We start from the raw sequence: 18,390 nt of genomic DNA on the forward strand, positions 1-18,390 counted from the left end.
TGCTGGGATTGGTGGATCGGGTGCTGTCTGGCCCCTCGTTGGTGCGTCAGAAGCCGAAAAGGGGCCTCAACCCACCCCCTCTCCCGTGCGCGGCAGAGGGGCTATGGGAACAGTGCTTCAAAGCGGGGCCTGCAATCAGCTTGCAGCCTTCTCGGCTGCCTTTGCATGGCGTGCTTCAAGCACCGCCACCGCGTCGTCTAGCGCCAGACCGCGCATACGCAGCAGCACGATCAGGTGGAACAACAGGTCGGCAGATTCGCCGAGCAGGTCCTCATCGCGCTGCACGACACCGGCCAGCGCGGTCTCCACGCCCTCCTCGCCTACTTTCTGCGCGATATGCCGCGCGCCTTTTTCGAACAGCTTGGTGGTGTAGCTGTTGAGCGGGCGATCGTGTTCGCGCTGCTTGATCAACGCATCCAGTGCGCCCAGGAAGTTGCCCGGCGCGGCGCTGAAGCAACTGGTGCTGCCGGTGTGGCAGGTCGGGCCGTGCGGAACTGCGGTGACCAGCAACGTGTCGGCATCGCAATCAACGCGGATATCCACCAGCTCCAGGTGATTGCCGGACGTCTCACCCTTGGTCCAAAGCCGCTTCTTGGTGCGACTGAAGAAAGTGACCTTGCCGCTGTCACGTGACTTTTCCAGGGCCTCGCGGTCCATGTAACCAAGCATAAGCACGCGCAGCGTGGCGGCGTCCTGCACGATGACCGGCATCAGCCCATCGACCTTGCCCCAGTCCAGGTTGGCCGTATCCAGCGCTTTGAATTCAGTAGACATCTCTTACCTCGATCTGTTGTTCGCGCAGGAATTGTTTGAGTTCCGGAATGGCGATGGCGCCGGAATGGAACACACTGGCGGCCAGTGCGCCGTCGACGTCGGCCTGTTCGAACACATCGGCAAAATGTTGCGGTATGCCGGCGCCACCGGAGGCGATCAACGGAACCGTGCACAGTGCGCGGGCCTGGCGTAACTGAGCGATGTCGTAGCCCTTGCGGACACCGTCACTGTCCATGCAGTTCAGCACTATTTCGCCTGCACCGCGCTGCTGCACTTCGCGTACCCAGTCCAGAGTGAGCCGCGCCTCGGCGCGGGTCTTGGCCGGGTCTCCCGTGTAGGACCGCACCCGCCATTGGCCATCGGGCTCGCGAATAGAGTCGATACCGACCACCACGCATTGCTGGCCGAAGGCTTCGGCCAGTTCTTCGATCAACACCGGCCGCTCCAGCGCGGGCGTGTTGATCGAGATCTTGTCGGCGCCGGCATTGAGCACTGCCCGGGCGGTGTCAACATCACGGATGCCTCCGGCCACGCAGAACGGAATGTCGATCAGCCGCGCGACCCGCTCGATCCACTCCCGATCCACTGAGCGGCCCTCCGGGCTGGCCGAGATGTCGTAGAACACCAGCTCGTCAGCGCCTTCGTCGCGATACCGCAGCGCCAGCTCGCTGATGTCGCCCATATCGACGTGATCGCGGAACTTGACGCCCTTGACCACGCGGCCTTCGCGCACGTCCAGACAGGGAATGATGCGACGGCTCAGCATGCCAGTGCCTCATCGAGCTTCAGATGGCCTTCGAGCAGGGCCTTGCCGAGCACCGCGCCACCGCACCCCGCCGTCTTCGATGCGCGGACGTCGGCCACGTCGCGCACACCACCGGACGCCTGCACCGCGACGCCTGGCAGCAAGCCCGACAGATGCGCGTAGAGATCGATGTTGGGCCCGGACAGCATGCCGTCGCGGGAAATATCGGTGCACAGCAGGTGTTTCATGCCGGCGTGCGCGTAGCGACGCGCGAGCTCGTCGAGCGTGACGTCGGCCGTCTCGGTCCAGCCATGCACCGGCAGACGCCATACACCGTCGTCGCCCTGCCGGGTGTCCAAGGCGATGGTGAGATGCTCGGCCCCGAATTCCTGCAGCCAGGCCTGTACGTTGTCGGGTTCCCGTACCGCCAACGAGCCGATCACCACGCGACTGGCACCGGCATCAAGAATGCGTGCCACATCATCGCGACCACGCACGCCACCGCCGGTCTGCACCTTCAGCGTTGTGCTGGATGCGATCTGCGCCAGCAACGGTGCCAGCGTATAGCCGCCCGCCTTGGCGGCATCCAGGTCGACCAGATGCATCCACGTCGCGCCGATGGCAGCAAACGCCTGCGCGCGCGGCAACGCATCGTCGCCATAGGTGGTCTGCTTGGCGTAGTCGCCCTGCAACAGGCGCACGACGCGGCCTTCGCGGATGTCCAGCGCGGGATAGACGGTGAAACTCATTGCGTTGTGATCTCTAGAAAGTTGCGCAGGATGCGCGCGCCGGGTCCGGCGGAACGTTCGGGGTGGAACTGCGCCCCGCACAGATGACCGCGCTGCACCACCGCCGTGAACAGCCCGCCGTGATGGCAGGCCGCGACCGTATCGGAGGTCACTGGGGCGGCGTAGCTGTGTACGAAGTAGGCGCTGGAGCCCACCGGAACACCCTCCAACAGCGGCGATTCGCGCAGTGCCAGCAACTTGTTCCAGCCCATGTGCGGCACCCGTACGCCCACGCCCGGATGCAGCCGGCGGACGATACCGGGCAGCAGGCCCAGGCACTCGGTGTTGCCCTCTTCCGAACGTTCGAACAGCAGCTGCATACCGAGGCAGATGCCGATCAACGGCACCTGCAGCTGGCGCAGCGGCTCCACCAGACCCTGCACATGCAGCCGCTTCATGCCTTCGGCGGCAGCGCCGACGCCGGGCAGGATCACCCGATCAATGCCATCAAAGTCCCGGGCTTCACGCACCATGCGCACGTCAACGTCCAGTCGCTCCAATGCATAGCGCACCGAGCCGAGGTTGGCGCCACCTGCATCAATCAGCCCGACCGTACTCACAACGCGCCCTTGGTCGAAGGCAGCTCGGTGCCCTCGCGGCGGATCGCCTGGCGCAACGCCCGCGCCAGCGCCTTGAAACAGGCTTCGACCTTGTGGTGGTCGTTGTCGCCTTCCACCTTCAGGTTGAGATTCAAACCCGCCGAATCGCACAGCGAGCGGAAGAAATGCGGTACCAGTTCGGTTGGCATATCGCCTACCCGCTCGCGCTTGAATTCGCCATCGAACACGAAGTACGGCCGGCCACTGAAATCCAGCGCTGCGCTGGCCAGGGTCTCGTCCATCGGCAAGGTGAAGCCGTAACGTCCGATGCCACGCTTGTCACCCAGCGCTTCACGCAGCGCCTGGCCCAGTGCAAGCCCGGTGTCTTCGATGGTGTGGTGCTCATCGATATGCAGGTCGCCCTTGGCCTCGATTTCCAGTGCGAACCCACCGTGGCGGCCGATCTGGTCGAGCATGTGGTCGAAGAACGGCAGGCCGGTGTTGATCTTGGCGCCGGCCACTTTGTCCAGATCGACGAACACACGGATCTGCGTTTCCTTGGTGTCGCGCTGCACGGTGGCACGACGTGGTGCGTCGGCCAGTTCGTGGGCGATGCTGCCCCAGTCCCACTCGCCGCCGAATTGCTCGGTACGCAGCTGGAAGCCGCGGATCTTCATGTTGTCGGCAAACTGGATATCAGTGGGACGGTCACCCACCATGCCCGAGCGCCTCCAGTCGATGGAGCGGTCCTGAAGATACGGCAGCATCATGCCGATGCCCGGCTTGCGATTGGGACTGTTGTCCTGCGGCCAACTCGGGTCCACCAGCACATCGCGGAAGACAATGCCCTGGCTGGCGAAGATCTGCAGCATCAGGTCGTTGGGGCCGTCGAAACTTTCCTGCGGGTAGCCTTCGCTGCCCAAGCCGTCCTGGTTCGAAACGATGACGAACTGGTAGCCGGCATCACGCAGCTTGAGCATGGCGGGGATGACGTTCTTCACCAGACGCAGCTTTTCATAAGCGTCGATCTGGAAGTCCGCCGGCTCCTCGATCAAGGTGCCGTCACGATCGACGAACAGGATGGGGGTCATGCAGCAGGCTCCAGCGTGGTGAGAGCGTCCAGGACGCGGTCGTTCTGTTCAGGGGTTCCGAGGGTGATGCGCAGGGCGTCGTGCAGCTGCGGCGCAGCGCGCTGATCGCGCACCACCACACCGGCTGCCAACAGTGCCTGGAACGCGGCCTCGGCATCGACGAAGCGCACCAGCAGGAAGTTCGCATCCGAGGCGTAGACGTGGCGTACACAGGCACAGCCAGCCAGGGCAATGCGCAGGCGGTCGCGCTCACCGCGCACCGTTGCGATGCGACCTCGCGTCAGCGCCAGCGCACTGTCGCTCAAACCCTCCAATGCCAACGTCGAGCACGGTGCAGGAATCGGGTACGGTGCCTGGCAACGGCGCAGCACCTCGATCAATGCAGCATCGGCGATGACCGTGCCGATACGCGCCGCCGCCAGCGCATGCGCCTTGGACAAGGTCCGCAGTACGGCAACGTTGTCGTAGCACGCCAGCAAGCTGACTGCGGAAGGTTCGTCAGCGAACTCGGCGTAAGCTTCGTCCACCACCACCAATGCCTGACCACGCAGCGCCGAAACCACCGTTTCAACCTGCTGCAGCGGAATGCTCAGGCCGCCCGGGTTCGATGGTGAACACAGGAAGACCAACTTGGCGTTGCCCTGCTTGGCCTTGGTGATGATGGCGTCGATATCCGCCACGAAACCGGCATCGGTATCGCACAGCGGCACTTCCAGCGCGACTGCATTCTGCAGCCGCGCACTGACCGCATACATGCCGAATACCGGCGGCGTGTACAGCACCGCGTCCCGCCCGGGCACGCACAACGCGCGGACCAGCAGGTCGATGCCTTCATCGCTGCCGCGACCGATCAGCAGTTGTGCGGCCGAACAGCCGTACAAACCCGCCAGGCGTTCACGCAGCGCCTGCGGTTGTGGGTCGGGATAACGACGGCAACTTGCCTGCGCATCGCCTGGATTTGCCCATGCCGATTCGTTGGCATTGAGCCATACCTCTCCTTCCAGCTTGGCACTGCGGGCCGAGGAATAGCCAGCGAATCCCTGCAGATCGTCGCGCACGAGATCCAGCACGCTCACGGCGCAACTCCCAGGCGCAGGGCCACCGCATTGGCATGTGCCCCTAGGCCTTCAGCGCGGGCGAGTGTCAACGCGCAGGGGCCTATATTGGCGATGCCCTCGCGGGTGGCGGCCTGCACGCTGATCTGGTTCTGGAAGCTGGCCACGCTGACGCCGCTGTAGGCACGCGCGGCACCGGCGGTCGGCAGCACATGATTGGTGCCCGAGCAGTAGTCACCCAATGCTTCCGGTGTGTAGTCACCGAGAAACACCGAGCCTGCTGCCTCCACCTGCGGCAACCAATCGCGCGGCTCCCGCAGCGCCAGAATCAGGTGTTCAGGCGCATAGCGATTTGAAATCACGAAGGCCTGCTCTATCGACTCGACCTTGATCAACAGCGAGGTATCCAGTGCCTTGCGGGCGATGTCCTCGCGCGCCAGCAGCGCCACCTGCTTCTCCACTTCGTCCTGTACGGCAGCGATCAAGCCCGCGTCGTCGCTGAGCAACAGCACCTGCGAATCCGGTCCATGCTCTGCCTGCGACAGCAGGTCGGCGGCGACGAACGCGGGATTGGCGCCGGCATCGGCGATCACCAGCACCTCCGATGGACCGGCCGGCATGTCGATGGCTGCCGCGCCATCCTGCGCCACCTGCTGCTTGGCCTCGGTCACGAAGCTGTTGCCCGGGCCGAACAATTTGTCGCAGGATGGCACCGTCGCCGTGCCGTACGCCATCGCCGCAATCGCCTGCGCGCCCCCCAGCTTGAACACCCGGTGCACGCCGGTCAGGCGCGCGGCGACCAGCACCGCCGGATCCGCCGTACCGTCCTTGCGCGGCGGCGTGCACAGCACCACTTCACTGCAGCCCGCCAGACGCGCCGGCACCCCCAGCATCAATGCGGTGGATGGCAACGGCGCGCTGCCGGCCGGCACATACAGACCTACCCGGCCGATCGGGCGGATCATTTTTTCGCAGACCACGCCCGGCGCGGTTTCCACCGAATACGGCTGCGCCATGCCGGCGCGGTGATAGACATCAATGCGATCCAGCGCCTGCTGCATGGCAATGCGCAGTTCTGCCGGCACGGCCAGTTCGGCGGCGGCGAATTCGGCTTCGCTGACTTCAAAACTCTCAGGCACGACACCGTCAAACCGGGCGCTGATCGCGCGCAACGCCACATCACCGTCTGCACGGACTTGCGCGATGAGGCCGGCAACCGATTCGCGTGTCTGTGCTGCAACCGCCTGTACCGGACGGGTCAGCGCACGCGCCTGACCGTCCGACTCCAACGCATTCCAGTCCAGGATGTTCATACCAGCGATTTCTCCACCGCCAGCACCATCAGCCCCTGCGCGCCCGCACGTTCCAGCTCTTCCAGGCGCTGCCAGCTCAACGCACCGTTGCACATGGTCTGCAGGCGCACCGCCCCGCCGGCACCCGGCAGCCGCAGCAGCGGCTCGGCATCGGGCAGCAAGCGCGCCAGCGCGTCCACGCTTTCTTCAGCGGCGCTGAACATCAGCAGCTTCTGATCCTGGGTTTTGCTCAAACCATCCAGACGGCGCAGCAGCATCGCCATCAGCCCGGCACGCGCGTCATCCAGTTCATTCACCGGGCCCGCCAGCACCGCTTCGCTTTCGAGCAGGGTTTCCACCGGTTTGAGCTGATTGGCCGCCAACGTCGCGCCACTGGAGACCAGGTCGCAGATCAGTTCCGCCGTGCCCAGCTTGGGCGCGATTTCCACCGACCCGGACAACTCCACCACCTGCGCATCCACGCCCTTCTCCTTCAGCCACGCGGCGAGGATGGCCGGATAGCTGGTGGCGATGCGCTTGCCCTGCAGCATCTGCACGCCCTGCCAGTCCCACTCTTCAGGCACGGCGATCATCAGACGGCACGACCCGAAGCCCAGTCCGCGCAACGGCTGGTAGGCATCGGCCAGGCCGATCTGACGACGGGCCTTGGCCTGTTCGTCCAGTTCATTGAGGCCGACCACGCCCAGATCGCACACGCCGTCGGCGATAAGGCCCGGGATGTCGTCATCGCGGACCAGAAGCAGGTCCACCGGCAACGACTCGCCAAAACAGAACAGCTTGTCGCGGCTTTGACGCCAGCTCAGCCCGCAGGCGGCCAGCAGGCTGCGTGCGGGGTCGGCCAGGCGGCCGCTCTTCTGGATGGCAATACGCAGCCGGTCACGCGCCGGGGCCGTGGTGGAAGCACTCATGTTCGTTTCTCAGTTGGATTCGGTTTTGCGCGCGGCCAGCCGCTCGATGGCGGCGGCATAGCCCCCGGCGCCGTGTTCGAGCGAGCGCGCGACCCGGCCGATGGTGGTGACGCTCACCCCGGTCAGGTCGTAGATCTCGCGATAAGGCACGCCCTTGCGCAGCAGCGGTACCACGCGCCAGCGGTCGGCCATGGCTTCCAGCTCGGCAGGGGTGCATAGGTCACGCAGGAAGGCCTGCACGTCCTGCGGCCTGTCCAGCGCAGCCAGCGCGCGCGCCAGCGCCTTCAGAGGGGCGTCAGAAGCCTTTTCACGTTCGGAATCAATGCGCGGTTTCATTTGTATCAACGTATTAGCGTGCTAGTACGTTATTACAAAAATCCAAAGGGGTCAAACCCGGCGGGCGAGGCACGCCCGGGGTCCGGCAGTGTTCACGTGCACAAGCCGACAGCGCGCAGCCTCACCCCAGCGGGGACCGGCCACAAAAAAGGCCCCGCATGCGGGGCCTTTCGCTCAAACCGTCATGGCGGCTCAGCGCGCCATGGCGCGGGCCTGCTCCAACTCCACCTGCAGCGTGGAGGCCAGTTCATCACGGGCCACCTCGAACTGCTGCTCACGCAGCAGGTCCTTGACGGCCACGACGCCACGCGCCAGCTCGTCTTCACCGGCCAGCACCACGAAGCGAATGCCCGCCTTGGCGGCATACTGGAACTGCTTGCCGATTTTCTTCGGCTCCATCTGCACTTCGGTATTGATGCCACCGGCCCGCAGGCGACGGGCGATATCCAGCGACTGCGGCATGGACGCTTCGTCCATCAACGCAACCATCGCGTGCACGCTGCTTTCGGCGATGCCGTCGATCAGGTTTGCCTCGCGCAGCTGCCAGAACAACCGGGTCAGACCAATGGAGATGCCCACGCCCGGCAGGCTGGACTTGGTGTAATGGCTGGCCAGGTCCTCGTACCGGCCACCGGAGCAGATCGAGCCGATCTGCGGGTGATCGCTGAGCGTGGTCTCGTAGACGGTGCCGGTGTAGTAATCCAGGCCACGGGCGATGGAAAAATTCAGGCAGTACGCCGCTTCCGGCACGCCCAACCCCTTCACCAGCTCCAACACCTCGCGCAGCTCGGCGGCGCCGGTACGCAGCGAGTCGCCGGCCGAATCACCGGCTTCGACCAGCACTGCATCCAGCTTGGCCAGCGCGTCGGCATGCGAGACCGAACGCACTTCGACGAAAGCCAGGATGCGCTCGACGGCCTCGGCCGGCAGGTTGAAATCCGGGCCGACCAGCGTTTCACGCACATAGTCGGCACCGCGCTTGTCGAGCTTGTCGACCTCGCGCAGCACCAGTGCCTGCTGCTGCGGGTCGGCGACGCCCTGGGCCTCGAAGAAGCCCCGCATCAGCTTGCGGTTGTTCAGCTGCACGGCAAATTTGCCGATGCGCAGCTCAGCGAACACCGCGTGGATGACCGCCAACACTTCGGCGTCATACCGAATGCTCAGGGTGTCCTTGCCGATCACATCCACGTCGCACTGGTAGAACTCGCGGAAGCGGCCACGCTGGGCACGCTCACCACGGTAGACGCGCTGCATCTGGTAGCGGCGGAACGGGAAAGTCAGGTCATGCTCGTGCTCGGCCACATAACGGGCCAGCGGCACGGTCAGATCGAACCGCAGCGCCATTTCCGGCAGGCCGGTGGCGCCCGACTCGGCGGCATTGGCCAGCGCGCCGGTGGACTGCACGAAATACACCTGGCGCTCGGTCTCGCCGCCGGACTTGGTCAGCAGCACGTCGGACAGCTCGAACACCGGCGTCTCGACCGGCAGGAACCCGAAACGCTCGTAGTTGCGCCGGATGACGTCCAGCATGCGCTGGAACGCGATCTGCTCGCGCGGCAGCAATTCCATGATGCCGGGCGGGGTACGGGGCTTGATCACGGGCGAAACTCCTGCAACTCAGTGGGGTGGTTGACCTGTAATTCTAGCGCCAGGCCGCCCCACTGGCGGCATGAAGTATCATTTACCCCTGTCCTCCCCCGTATTGAAGCCATGTCCCGGCCCGCCCCCGGCCCCGAGCAATCATCCGCATCGTCCGCTGCCGCTGACGGCAACAGCGCACGCGAGTGCCTGCATTGCTCGATCCGGCACCTGTCGGTGTGCTCGGCACTGTCCTGCGATGAAGTGCAGGCGCTGGAGCAGATCACCACCTCGATGCCGGTCCCGATGGGAGCCACGTTGGCCCGCACCGGCGAGCCGCGCGCTTATGTTTATACGGTAACCGAAGGCGCGCTGCGGCTGGTAAGAACACTGGCTGACGGCCGCCGCCAGGTGAACGGTTTCGTACTACCCGGTGACTACATGGGCCTCAGCGGTGCCGACCAGCACCGCTACGACATCGAAGCCATCGCCGAGAGTCGCGTCTGCCGGGTGCCGATGTCGCAGATGCGCGACCTGCGCCAGCGCTATCCGCACCTCGAGCGCAAGTTGCTGCAACGCGCCTGCCAGGAGCTGGATGCCGCGCAGGACAACGCCCTGGCTCTGGCCCGCCTGCAGCCACCGGAGCGGTTGGCCGATTTCCTGCTGCGGCTCGCCGCCCGCGAAGCCACCCTGCTCGGCCGCAGCAGCAACCGCGTCTCATTGCCGATGGGCCGTGGCGACATCGCCGATCACCTCGGCCTGACCATGGAAACGGTGAGCCGCACGTTCACCAAGCTGCGCCAGCAAGGGTTGATCGCCCTGCCGCACCTGAACGTGGTGGAGATCCTGGATTTCGCCGCCCTGCAGAAGCTTGCCAACGACGAGCTTTGAGGTTGCCAAGGCGGCATTCGCCGCAACGCTGCAGCTGCAGGCTTTGGATGCGGCCACGCGCCAGGCGGCATCTCCATTTTGGTTTCGCGACATGTTCCTTGGCCGATCGGCATGGCCTGCCCGGGCAAGCGCACCGGCTGCACGCCACGGCGCGAGGCGGAGTGTGAGCTCAGCGGCAGATCATTTCCCGGGCACGCTGGTGCCTGCCCGGACCGGGTGACTGCACGCCTCCGCATATCGACGGCCCCCCGGGAACCCGCTTCACCTCCACAGCACTTTGTCAGGCCTCCAGCAGCGTCCTACGCAACGCAGCGTATTCCGGTGCGCAGGGCTCGGCATGGGCCGGGCGCTTGAGCAACTCGGCCAATGCGGACGGCACCGGCACTTCCCTGCCGATCAGCGGCTCGACCACCGATTCGAACTTGGCCGGGTGCGCCGTCGCAGCCACCGCCCAGTGCTGGTCCGCCGCTGCATCGCCACTGGCCCGCAGTTGTTCCAGCACCTGCACGGCAGTGGCCGTATGCGGGCAGAACACCTCGCCATGCAGACGATACCGCCGGGCAATGGTTTCACGAATAGTCGCATCGTCCACCGCGCGGGACACGAAGGCATCGCGCAACGCGGCGTCATCACCGTCGTACAACCAACGCAGGCGCTCGAAATTGCTGGGCGCGCCGACATCCATGGCATTGGCCAAGGTGGCGACGCTGGGCTTGGGTGCGTAATCGCCGCCATTGAAGTAATCCGGCAACACCCGATTGGCATTGGTGGCCAGAACGATGCGCCCCAACGGCACCCCCAGCGCGCGCGCCATGACAGCGGCCATTGCGTTGCCGAGGTTGCCGGTGGGAATCACGAAGTTGAGCACCGTGCCGTGCGCGGCCTGGTGGCTGAGCGCGGCATGCGCGTAGTAACTCATCTGCGGCAGCAAGCGGCCAAGGCTGATGCTGTTGGCCGAACTCAACGGCACCTGCGCCTGCAGATCCCTGTCATTGAGCGCCTGCTTGGCCATCGCCTGGCAATCGTCAAATGAGCCGGCCACGCGCAGCGCGCGGATGTTGCCGCCCAGACATCCCAACTGATGCGCCTGACGCGGCGAAACTCGCCCATCCGGGTACAACACGACGACCTTGAGATTGGGCTGATTATGAAATGCGGCAGCTACCGCAGCGCCGGTATCACCGGACGTCGCCACCACGATAGTCAGCGGCTGGCCTTGCCCTGCGCGCAGGCGCGAGAGGCTGGCAGCAAGAAAGCGCGCACCAAAATCCTTGAACGCCGCAGTGGGGCCATGGAACAGTTCCAGCACATGGTCGTTGGGTGTCGCCATGGGCAGCAGCGGCGCCGGAAAGTCAAAGGCCTGCTGGCAGATACCGGAAAGTTCAGCCTCGAGCGCATCGCCAGCGAAGAACGGCTGCAGCAGCTCGTTGGCGGTCGAAGCCAACGAATCGCCGGCCTGCAACGTGCGCGATGCGGGCATCTGCTGCGGAACATACAAACCGCCATCGGGGGCCAGACCTGCGGCGATGGCCTGGCTGAGATTTGCGGCAGGGGAAGCGCTACGGGTGGAAATGAAGTTCATTGCGGATTCCGGAAGATGTTGATGGCGTTGCGATGCCCTCCGTTCCCGAGAACGGGAGGGCTTTCAGGGCTACAGCAAGCTCGCGCCGGGGCTGTTCAGCGGCGTCACCCAGGCCTGGCTGTCGAAGCCCGCGCTGGCAAATGCGACCTGCACGTTCTGCGCGGCGGCCTCCGCAGCTTCGCGCGTCTCGAACCAGGCAAAGATGCTGGGGCCTGCGCCTGAAATGCTGGCACCCATCGCGCCCGCATCCAGGGCCGCCTGCTTGGCGGCATCAAAGCCGACAATCAGCGATGCGCGGCGCGGCTCGATCAGAACGTCCGCCAGCCCTGCCCGCACCAGCCCGGCATCACCGGCATGACAACCGGCCAGAACCAACGCCAGATTGGTGCTCTGGGCGACGAATTCCTTGAGTTCGTAAGCGCCCTGCAACGCAGCGCGCGCGCGACGCGTCTCCAGCAACGCATCCGGATGCACCAACAGGCTGTGCCAGGTAACCGGCACCGGCACCGGCACCAGACGCTCCAGCGTGGACAGCACCAACCCACCGAGGAACATCGGCCCGAGGTTGTCACCGTGGCGGCTGCCACTGGCGACGGCCTCACCCTCCAGCGAATACACGTACAACTGCTCACGACTCAACGGTTCGTCCAGCAGCGCATTGGCCGCCACCAGTGCCGCCACGCAGGAGGCAGCCGAGCCGCCCATGCCGGAGCTGAGCGGAATGCCCTTGTCGATTTCAATCTCGAAGCCGAACGGCAACTGTAGGGCCTCACGCAGCGCGATCAACGCTGCACCAGCGGTGTTGCTGCCGGCTTCGTGCGGCAGCGCAACGGCAGCACCCCGGATGGCTGCGATGCGCACTTCCGGCACATCGATACGCCGCACCGTCACCGTGTCACCGACACCAGCCACCGCATAGCCCAGCAGATCGAAACCCACTGCCACATTCGCCACCGACGCCGGGGCGAAAGCCCGGGCTTGGCGCAGACCAGACCGTTGGGACAGCTCACTCACAAGCGCGCTCCTTCACCCGCCGCCACCCGCAGCACATCGGCAAACACGCCGGCGGCGGTGACCTCCGGGCCCGCACCCGGGCCCTGCACTACCAAGGGGTTGTCGCAGTAGCGACCGGTGGTGAACTGCACCACGTTGTCGGTCAGGCGCAGATTCGCGAACGCATGCTCGGACGACAATTCAACCAGGCCGACGCTTGGCTGCTGGCCCGGCTTGAACTGGGCCACATATCGCAGCACGTTGCCGCGCCCCCGCGCCTCGCTCAACCGCTGCGCGAGCGCCGTATCGACTTCCGGCAGACGCGCCATGAATTCCTCCACGCTCGCACGCTGCAGCGATGCGGGCACCAGGCTTTCCACCGCCACATCTTCCAGGCTGATGTCGTTGCCGGCCTCGCGCGCCAGGATCACCAGCTTGCGCGCCACGTCCACGCCGGACAGATCATCGCGCGGGTCCGGCTCGGTATACCCCATGCCGCGCGCCTGCGTGACCAGTTCGGAAAACGGCACGCTGCCGTCGTACTTGTTGAACAACCAGGCCAGCGTGCCGGAGAAAATCCCGGCGATCGCGGTGACTTCATCGCCGGTGTCGACCAGGTCACGCAACGTGGTGATCACCGGCAGACCTGCGCCCACCGTAGCCTCATAACGGAAGCGTGCGCCACTGGATTCCGCGGCCGCGCGGATGGCGTGGTAGCGCTCCAGCGGACCGGCACCGGCCTGTTTGTTCGGCGTGACCACATGGATGCCAGCTGCCAACCATCCAGCGTAACGCTCAGCCACTTCCGGGCTGCCACTGCAATCGACGATCAAGGTATGCGGCAGGCGCGCGGACAGCAGGTGCTCGGTGAACTGGTCCAGATCGGCCGGCATCCTGGCCGCTTCAAATGCCTGCTTCCATTCACCATGCAGGCCACGTTGATCCAGCAGCATTTTGTTGCGCGAGGTGATCGCACGCAGGCGCAGGTCAAGCTTGGCTTTGGCCAGTAGTTGCGGCTGGGCGGCATTGAGTTGATCCAGCAACGCCGCGCCGACATTGCCCGGGCCGATCACGCCCACGGAGAACGTCTGCGGCGACAGCCAGAACCCGGCATGCGCGGCGCGCAGCGCCTTGGTGGCATCACCGCTCTCGATGGCCACGGAGATGTTGCGTTCGGACGAGCCCTGCGCGATGGCAAGGATATTGACCTGTGCCCGCCCCAGCGATTCGAACAGCCGCGCGGCGACACCAGGCTGCCCCGCCATGCCATCGCCCACGGCGGCCAACACGCTCACGCCGGTGGTCAACTGCACACGCTGGACCTGGCCGGCCGCCAGCTCATGCGAAAAGCCCTGCAGCAACGCGTCGCGGGCGCGCTCGGATTCGGCCTGCTTCACCACACAGCAGATCGAGTGTTCCGATGAACCCTGCGAAATCATCACTACCGACACATGCGCATTGCGAAGCGCCGCGAACACACGTTCGGCCGTGCCGGGAACGCCAATCAGGCCGGTGCCTTCCAAGTTCAACACCGCCAGATCCGGGCTGAGCGTCAGGCCCTTGATCGGACCACGGCTGGAGCTTTGCGCAGTGATGCGGGTGCCGGGGTGATCCGGTTGGAACGTATTTCGGATGATGATCGGCAAGCCACGCTCGATCGCCGGCGACATCGTCTGCGGATGCACCACCTTCGCACCGAAATAGGCCAGTTCGCAGGCTTCGTCGTAGCTGAGCGCGTCCAGCTGCACGGCTTCGGGCACCACGCGTGGATCCGCAGAGAGCACGCCGTCCACATCGGTCCAGATGTGCAATTCATCTGCTTCGAACAGTGCAGCGAAGATTGCACCGGAGAAATCACTGCCATTACGGCCAAGCGTGGTGATGTTGCCCTTTCGATCACGGGCAACGAAACCCGTCACCACCACCCGGTGCGCCAGATGCGATTGCCGCCATAGCGCCAGCTTGGCCGCACTCACCTTCCAGTCCACATCCACGCCGAGCTCGCCATGATTGACCACCAGTACGTCGCGTGCATCCAGTACATCGCAATCCTGCCCCAGCGCCTGCAGGTGATGGCCCAGCAGGTGCGCCGAGAACACCTCACCCAGGCCCTGCACGCGGTCCAGCACTTCCTGCGGCAGCTCGCCGATCACTGCCAGTGCGGCCAGCACTTCACGCAGACGCTCGAAGCGGGCATCAAACCATTCAATGGTCGGGCCGGAATGTTCGCCCAGCAGCGACACCGCTGCAGCACGATGGCGCGCGCGCAGCTCATGCCAACGGTCATCCCAGACTGCCTCCCCTGCTGCGGAAAGCCGCGCCAGATCGATCAACGCATCGGTCACTCCCTTCATCGCCGATACCACGGTGACCTGGGTCGGCTCCTCGCGCGCCAGCAGCAGCTGCGCCACATGGCGATATCGATCAGCATCGGCCACCGACGTGCCGCCGAATTTATGGACGACGGTACGGACGGCGGTGGGATCGGCGAGTGGAACGGCAACTGACGACATCGGATGAACCTCTGCTGGAGGCCCCGACACGTATCTGGATGGAGTTCCCCCGCATCCTGATCCGGGTGCGGGGCCGTTGTTTTCGGAAATTACGCGAAGACGACGGGCCGCACCAGGCGAGTGGTGGCGGTAATGGTGGTAATGGAAGTGGCCGAACCGGACGCGCGACCCTGCTCACCCGGAACGGGCGACAGGTACTTGGGGCGGGACGGGTTGGCACTCATGCGAACTAGAGGACTACAGCGGAGATCCGGCTGTCAAGTGTTGCACTGCAAAATGCCATAGAAGCAGAACGTCGTCGAAGCTGTGCTTAAAAGTTGCAATTGTCATCAAACGCAAACGTCGCGTATTTAACCCGCAAGCATCGGCCATCGCCCGGCCGAACGCTGGCGGAGCGGTTTGACTGACACCCTTGATGCCCTCTTGCCTCGATCACTCCGAAAGGAACCGCGGCAGACAACTTTCACTACGGAATGCGCGGATGAAGTTCACGCGGGACCGACAACCGGCGGCGGCGAGCGATGCGCCGCGGCACTCCAGACCACCCCTGCCACCAAGCAGGCGGCGGCAAGCATCTCTGCCGGTACCGGCCAACGCTGCTGCCACAGAAAGCCGTACACCAGGCCGAACAAGGTCTCGAACACGATCATCTGCCCGCCCAAGGTCAACGGCAGGGCGCGGCTGGCGCGATTCCAGCAGGCATTGCCGAGGATCGAAGCGAACACCGCTACTGCTGCGGCCATGGCCCAGAAACCAGCCCACTCACCGCTTGAATGCACCGTGGCATCGCCCAGAAACGCCACCGGCGCCAGCAGCAACGCCAAACCACCGGTGGCCACACCGGTCAACAACGACCAGTCATGCCCTGACACGCTCGGCACCCGCGCCAACCAGCGGGTATTGCCGACCGAATACGCCGTCCATGACAGCAGCGCGCCAACGCCGCACAGCAGGCCGATCAGGCGTTGTGTCGCATTGGTCTGCACATGTGCCGAGTTCATCGCCTCGTGCCCCATCAGCACGACACCGGCCACGCACAAGGCCAACGCCGGCGCCAGCCGTGACAACGGCAACGCTCCCGGCTCACGCGAGCCGACCACTGCGACCAGCACCGGCACCATGCCCACGATCAAGGCTGCCGATGCCCCACCGCTCCATTGCACTGAAATCGACAGCAGCACGAAGTACACCAGGTTGCCCAACAGGCTCAGCCAGGTCAGCGCCGTCCATTCGACCTTGCCAATGGTCTCGCGCAGTGCGGGCCATCGAGGCACCAGCAACACGATGGCGACAAGGCCATAGACAAGGTAGCGCGCGGCGGCAAGCTGCAGCGGTGAGAAACCGGACAGCACGGCCGGCGCAAGAAACACCAGTCCCCACAACGCGCCGGAAGCCACGCCGTTGGCGATGCCGACGCCCATTGAACGATTCATCTCAGGTCACGCATCTGACTGGGCCGCGCAGTCTAGGCGGTGCCCGGCAACGTGTCTTGACCGAAGCTACTGCCCGCTTCACGCCATTGACGCGGGGTCAGCCCGCTTTCCCGGCGCAATGCGCGGCTCAGCGCGCTCTGCTCGGAATAACCGGCGCGTTGCGCGATAGCGCTGATGGGTGCCTGTCCACTCACCAATTGCTGTTTGGCCCAACGCAACCGCGCCGCACTCACCCAGGCTTGCGGCGACAGGGCAAATTCATGGGCAAACAACGCATGCAGGCGGCTGCCACTGACACCGACCTCAGCGGCCATCCGCGCCACCGACCACTCACTTCCAGGCGACTTCGCAATGGACATGCACAAGGCCTGCAACCGTGCACCACTTCCGTCGCGGCCGAAATAATGCAGCAGTTGCGGCAGTGGATCGTTGTCCGTTCCGTCGGCCTGGATCCTCTGCAACTGCTGGCGAATGCCCTTGGGCAAGGCCAGCCAGCGTTGCCGATACAGATGCTCAAGCGTGTCGTCGTCGAGCACGCCCGCATGGCAATCGATGATCAGGCAGCAGTTGTCTCCCTGCGCTTCCATGTCATGCGTCTCGCGCGGGGCAACGAAAGCCCCCTGCAGCAGATCCACACGGCCACCATATCCCCCCACTTCCAACTGCAGATCACCACGGATGGGCAGCACCCATTGCGCGTAGTCATGACATTCCAGACCGGTGGGTCGGAGATACCGTCGCAGATGGCGGGCAGTGGTTGGCATCGAGGCAGTCTGCATGCGCAACGACCCGCCTAGCAACGTGGCATCGGAGCGGAATCAGAAGGAGCAAGCCGTTCAAGGCGGTTCTCAAACGCGTCGGGGACGTCGGCAACGGCGCCAAGCCTCCCGCAGGGCACCGCGCAGCGTGGTGACCCCGGCCCGATTCGAACGGGCGACCTGTCCCTTAGGAGGGGACCGCTCTATCCAGCTGAGCTACGGGGCCTAAATGCGGTGGCAAGAGTACAGGCAACGGCTTGTTCGGGCCAGCCTCAGGCGCTTTGCTCGGCCCAGGAAATACGTTGTCGGCGTGATCTAACCGCATGTATTCGAGCACCCAAGGCCGGAGCACCGGTTCTGCATCCGTGTCCATGGCTCCGCCGATCACCACCGCATCAATCACACCGGAATGCGTGCTTCTCATCTCAAGCGGAGGACGCCATCGGCTTGATTGAGAGCCGGTACCCGCACTCACACCCCTCTTCAAACCACTCACCACTTCCCCTTGTCCGATTGACACAAAATGTGATCAAAAGAAACAATTCGATAGTTTTCCAATGTAATGGAAGAGGAATCCCACTGAAATGAAGAATCTCTCTACTGTGCTGGTACTCATGGGCCTTTCCCTGCCCGTTGTCGCTCAGGACGCCTCGCCCGCCCCCGGCCTTGGAGCTTCGCGCCCGCTCACAGCCGATGCGGATACCCAGAATCCGTGGGTGGAAGTGCCCATCGAGCAGGAAAACGCGCCCCAGGATGGCGTCACCCTGGACAACCTGACTCCGGATATCACCACGACGGAAACGGTCACCGCAGAAGGCGTCATCGTTGAGATACCTGGCGAATTGGCAAGTGAACGCATCGCTGCAGGCGCCCAAGCCGCCCAGGTCGCCGCCACCGGCACCTTGACCACCGCAGCCACCGTGGGCATTGGCTTCGCCGCTGCCGCAGCGGTTTACAGCGTGGTCGCTGACAACAGCGACAGCAGCAGGTCCACCCCTGCAGGCGGCACCACCGGCACCCACTGATCAATCAAGCCGTAGTCGCAATGCTGCCCATGTCGGACACCACGTCGGCGTGGGCATCGTTCTGCCCT

Annotated in this window: 17 protein-coding genes and 1 tRNA gene; 2 read left to right on the forward strand and 16 right to left on the reverse strand. The window is 64.7% G+C overall.

Annotation, left to right across the window (positions count from 1 at the left end; genetic code table 11):
• Positions 1–135: 135 nt before the first annotated feature.
• The 10 genes from hisIE to hisS form a co-directional block, all read right to left on the reverse strand.
• A complete protein-coding gene (gene hisIE / locus ABB26_RS09665) occupies positions 136–774 on the reverse strand; it encodes a bifunctional phosphoribosyl-AMP cyclohydrolase/phosphoribosyl-ATP diphosphatase HisIE (RefSeq protein WP_057633559.1) in 639 nt (212 codons plus the stop codon).
• The gene (gene hisF, locus ABB26_RS09670; RefSeq protein ID WP_057633561.1) at positions 764–1,540 is read right to left on the reverse strand and encodes an imidazole glycerol phosphate synthase subunit HisF; all 777 of its coding nucleotides are present in this window, start codon (positions 1,538–1,540) and stop codon (positions 764–766) included. Before hisF ends, hisIE begins: the two co-directional genes overlap by 11 nt.
• Entirely contained in the window at positions 1,534–2,268 is a 735-nt protein-coding gene (gene hisA / locus ABB26_RS09675; RefSeq protein ID WP_057633562.1) for a 1-(5-phosphoribosyl)-5-[(5-phosphoribosylamino)methylideneamino]imidazole-4-carboxamide isomerase, read from the reverse strand. The genes hisF and hisA overlap by 7 nt, the downstream gene beginning before the upstream one ends.
• Positions 2,265–2,867, reverse strand: coding sequence for an imidazole glycerol phosphate synthase subunit HisH (hisH, locus tag ABB26_RS09680; protein ID WP_057633564.1), 603 nt, complete (start codon positions 2,865–2,867; stop codon positions 2,265–2,267). Before hisH ends, hisA begins: the two co-directional genes overlap by 4 nt.
• On the reverse strand, positions 2,864–3,937 hold the full coding sequence (hisB, locus tag ABB26_RS09685; protein WP_057633567.1) for a bifunctional histidinol-phosphatase/imidazoleglycerol-phosphate dehydratase HisB: 1,074 nt from the start codon (positions 3,935–3,937) through the stop codon (positions 2,864–2,866). Before hisB ends, hisH begins: the two co-directional genes overlap by 4 nt.
• Positions 3,934–5,013 (reverse strand): histidinol-phosphate transaminase, encoded by a 1,080-nt coding sequence (hisC, locus tag ABB26_RS09690; protein WP_057633569.1) that lies wholly within the window; start codon positions 5,011–5,013, stop codon positions 3,934–3,936. Before hisC ends, hisB begins: the two co-directional genes overlap by 4 nt.
• A complete protein-coding gene (hisD, locus tag ABB26_RS09695; RefSeq protein ID WP_057633571.1) occupies positions 5,010–6,305 on the reverse strand; it encodes a histidinol dehydrogenase in 1,296 nt (431 codons plus the stop codon). The genes hisC and hisD overlap by 4 nt, the downstream gene beginning before the upstream one ends.
• Positions 6,302–7,213, reverse strand: a complete 912-nt coding sequence (hisG, locus tag ABB26_RS09700) for an ATP phosphoribosyltransferase (protein ID WP_057633573.1) — start codon at positions 7,211–7,213, stop codon at positions 6,302–6,304. The genes hisD and hisG overlap by 4 nt, the downstream gene beginning before the upstream one ends.
• Before the next feature lie 9 nt (positions 7,214–7,222).
• Positions 7,223–7,549: a YerC/YecD family TrpR-related protein gene (locus ABB26_RS09705; RefSeq protein WP_057633574.1), complete on the reverse strand. Its 327-nt coding sequence runs from the start codon at positions 7,547–7,549 to the stop codon at positions 7,223–7,225.
• 192 nt (positions 7,550–7,741) lie between these two features.
• The gene (gene hisS / locus ABB26_RS09710) at positions 7,742–9,148 is read right to left on the reverse strand and encodes a histidine--tRNA ligase (protein WP_057633577.1); all 1,407 of its coding nucleotides are present in this window, start codon (positions 9,146–9,148) and stop codon (positions 7,742–7,744) included.
• Between the two features lie 111 nt (positions 9,149–9,259).
• On the opposite strand from hisS, the gene ABB26_RS09715 reads away from it, so the two are divergent.
• The gene (locus ABB26_RS09715) at positions 9,260–10,018 is read left to right on the forward strand and encodes a Crp/Fnr family transcriptional regulator (protein WP_057633579.1); all 759 of its coding nucleotides are present in this window, start codon (positions 9,260–9,262) and stop codon (positions 10,016–10,018) included.
• Between the two features lie 280 nt (positions 10,019–10,298).
• Here the strand turns inward: ABB26_RS09715 and thrC are convergent, their stop codons facing one another.
• From thrC to ABB26_RS09745, 6 genes are all read right to left on the reverse strand, one after another.
• Positions 10,299–11,600 carry a threonine synthase gene (gene thrC / locus ABB26_RS09720; RefSeq protein ID WP_057633580.1) on the reverse strand — a complete coding sequence of 434 codons (1,302 nt, stop codon included), beginning with the start codon at positions 11,598–11,600 and terminating at the stop codon, positions 10,299–10,301.
• Between the two features lie 69 nt (positions 11,601–11,669).
• Positions 11,670–12,605: a homoserine kinase gene (locus tag ABB26_RS09725; RefSeq protein ID WP_057633842.1), complete on the reverse strand. Its 936-nt coding sequence runs from the start codon at positions 12,603–12,605 to the stop codon at positions 11,670–11,672.
• A 5-nt stretch (positions 12,606–12,610) separates the two neighbouring features.
• Complete coding sequence (thrA, locus tag ABB26_RS09730) at positions 12,611–15,106, reverse strand: bifunctional aspartate kinase/homoserine dehydrogenase I (RefSeq protein ID WP_057633582.1); 2,496 nt, start codon at positions 15,104–15,106, stop codon at positions 12,611–12,613.
• A gap of 488 nt (positions 15,107–15,594) precedes the next feature.
• A complete protein-coding gene (locus ABB26_RS09735) occupies positions 15,595–16,539 on the reverse strand; it encodes a DMT family transporter (RefSeq protein ID WP_057633584.1) in 945 nt (314 codons plus the stop codon).
• 32 nt (positions 16,540–16,571) lie between these two features.
• Positions 16,572–17,303: a helix-turn-helix domain-containing protein gene (locus ABB26_RS09740; protein WP_057633844.1), complete on the reverse strand. Its 732-nt coding sequence runs from the start codon at positions 17,301–17,303 to the stop codon at positions 16,572–16,574.
• A gap of 143 nt (positions 17,304–17,446) precedes the next feature.
• Positions 17,447–17,523, reverse strand: a tRNA-Arg gene (locus tag ABB26_RS09745).
• A 358-nt stretch (positions 17,524–17,881) separates the two neighbouring features.
• On the opposite strand from ABB26_RS09745, the gene ABB26_RS09750 reads away from it, so the two are divergent.
• Positions 17,882–18,322 carry a hypothetical protein gene (locus tag ABB26_RS09750; RefSeq protein ID WP_152982620.1) on the forward strand — a complete coding sequence of 147 codons (441 nt, stop codon included), beginning with the start codon at positions 17,882–17,884 and terminating at the stop codon, positions 18,320–18,322.
• Positions 18,323–18,390 lie beyond the last annotated feature (68 nt).

Origin of the sequence: Stenotrophomonas humi (assembly GCF_001431415.1) — a bacterium.
Lineage (GTDB): Bacteria > Pseudomonadota > Gammaproteobacteria > Xanthomonadales > Xanthomonadaceae > Stenotrophomonas > Stenotrophomonas humi.

What these genes read in the sequence shown, in the direction of transcription:
- ABB26_RS09735 (WP_057633584.1), bottom strand. Translation starts at nt 16,539, where the DNA reads ATGAATCGTTCAATGGGCGTCGGCATCGCCAACGGCGTGGCTTCCGGC.
- thrC (WP_057633580.1), bottom strand. Translation starts at nt 11,600, where the DNA reads ATGAACTTCATTTCCACCCGTAGCGCTTCCCCTGCCGCAAATCTCAGC.
- hisG (WP_057633573.1), bottom strand. Translation starts at nt 7,213, where the DNA reads ATGAGTGCTTCCACCACGGCCCCGGCGCGTGACCGGCTGCGTATTGCC.
- hisIE (WP_057633559.1), bottom strand. Translation starts at nt 774, where the DNA reads ATGTCTACTGAATTCAAAGCGCTGGATACGGCCAACCTGGACTGGGGC.
- ABB26_RS09715 (WP_057633579.1), top strand. Translation starts at nt 9,260, where the DNA reads ATGTCCCGGCCCGCCCCCGGCCCCGAGCAATCATCCGCATCGTCCGCT.
- hisF (WP_057633561.1), bottom strand. Translation starts at nt 1,540, where the DNA reads ATGCTGAGCCGTCGCATCATTCCCTGTCTGGACGTGCGCGAAGGCCGC.
- hisB (WP_057633567.1), bottom strand. Translation starts at nt 3,937, where the DNA reads ATGACCCCCATCCTGTTCGTCGATCGTGACGGCACCTTGATCGAGGAG.
- ABB26_RS09750 (WP_152982620.1), top strand. Translation starts at nt 17,882, where the DNA reads ATGAAGAATCTCTCTACTGTGCTGGTACTCATGGGCCTTTCCCTGCCC.
- ABB26_RS09740 (WP_057633844.1), bottom strand. Translation starts at nt 17,303, where the DNA reads ATGCCAACCACTGCCCGCCATCTGCGACGGTATCTCCGACCCACCGGT.
- hisA (WP_057633562.1), bottom strand. Translation starts at nt 2,268, where the DNA reads ATGAGTTTCACCGTCTATCCCGCGCTGGACATCCGCGAAGGCCGCGTC.
- ABB26_RS09705 (WP_057633574.1), bottom strand. Translation starts at nt 7,549, where the DNA reads ATGAAACCGCGCATTGATTCCGAACGTGAAAAGGCTTCTGACGCCCCT.
- thrA (WP_057633582.1), bottom strand. Translation starts at nt 15,106, where the DNA reads ATGTCGTCAGTTGCCGTTCCACTCGCCGATCCCACCGCCGTCCGTACC.
- hisD (WP_057633571.1), bottom strand. Translation starts at nt 6,305, where the DNA reads ATGAACATCCTGGACTGGAATGCGTTGGAGTCGGACGGTCAGGCGCGT.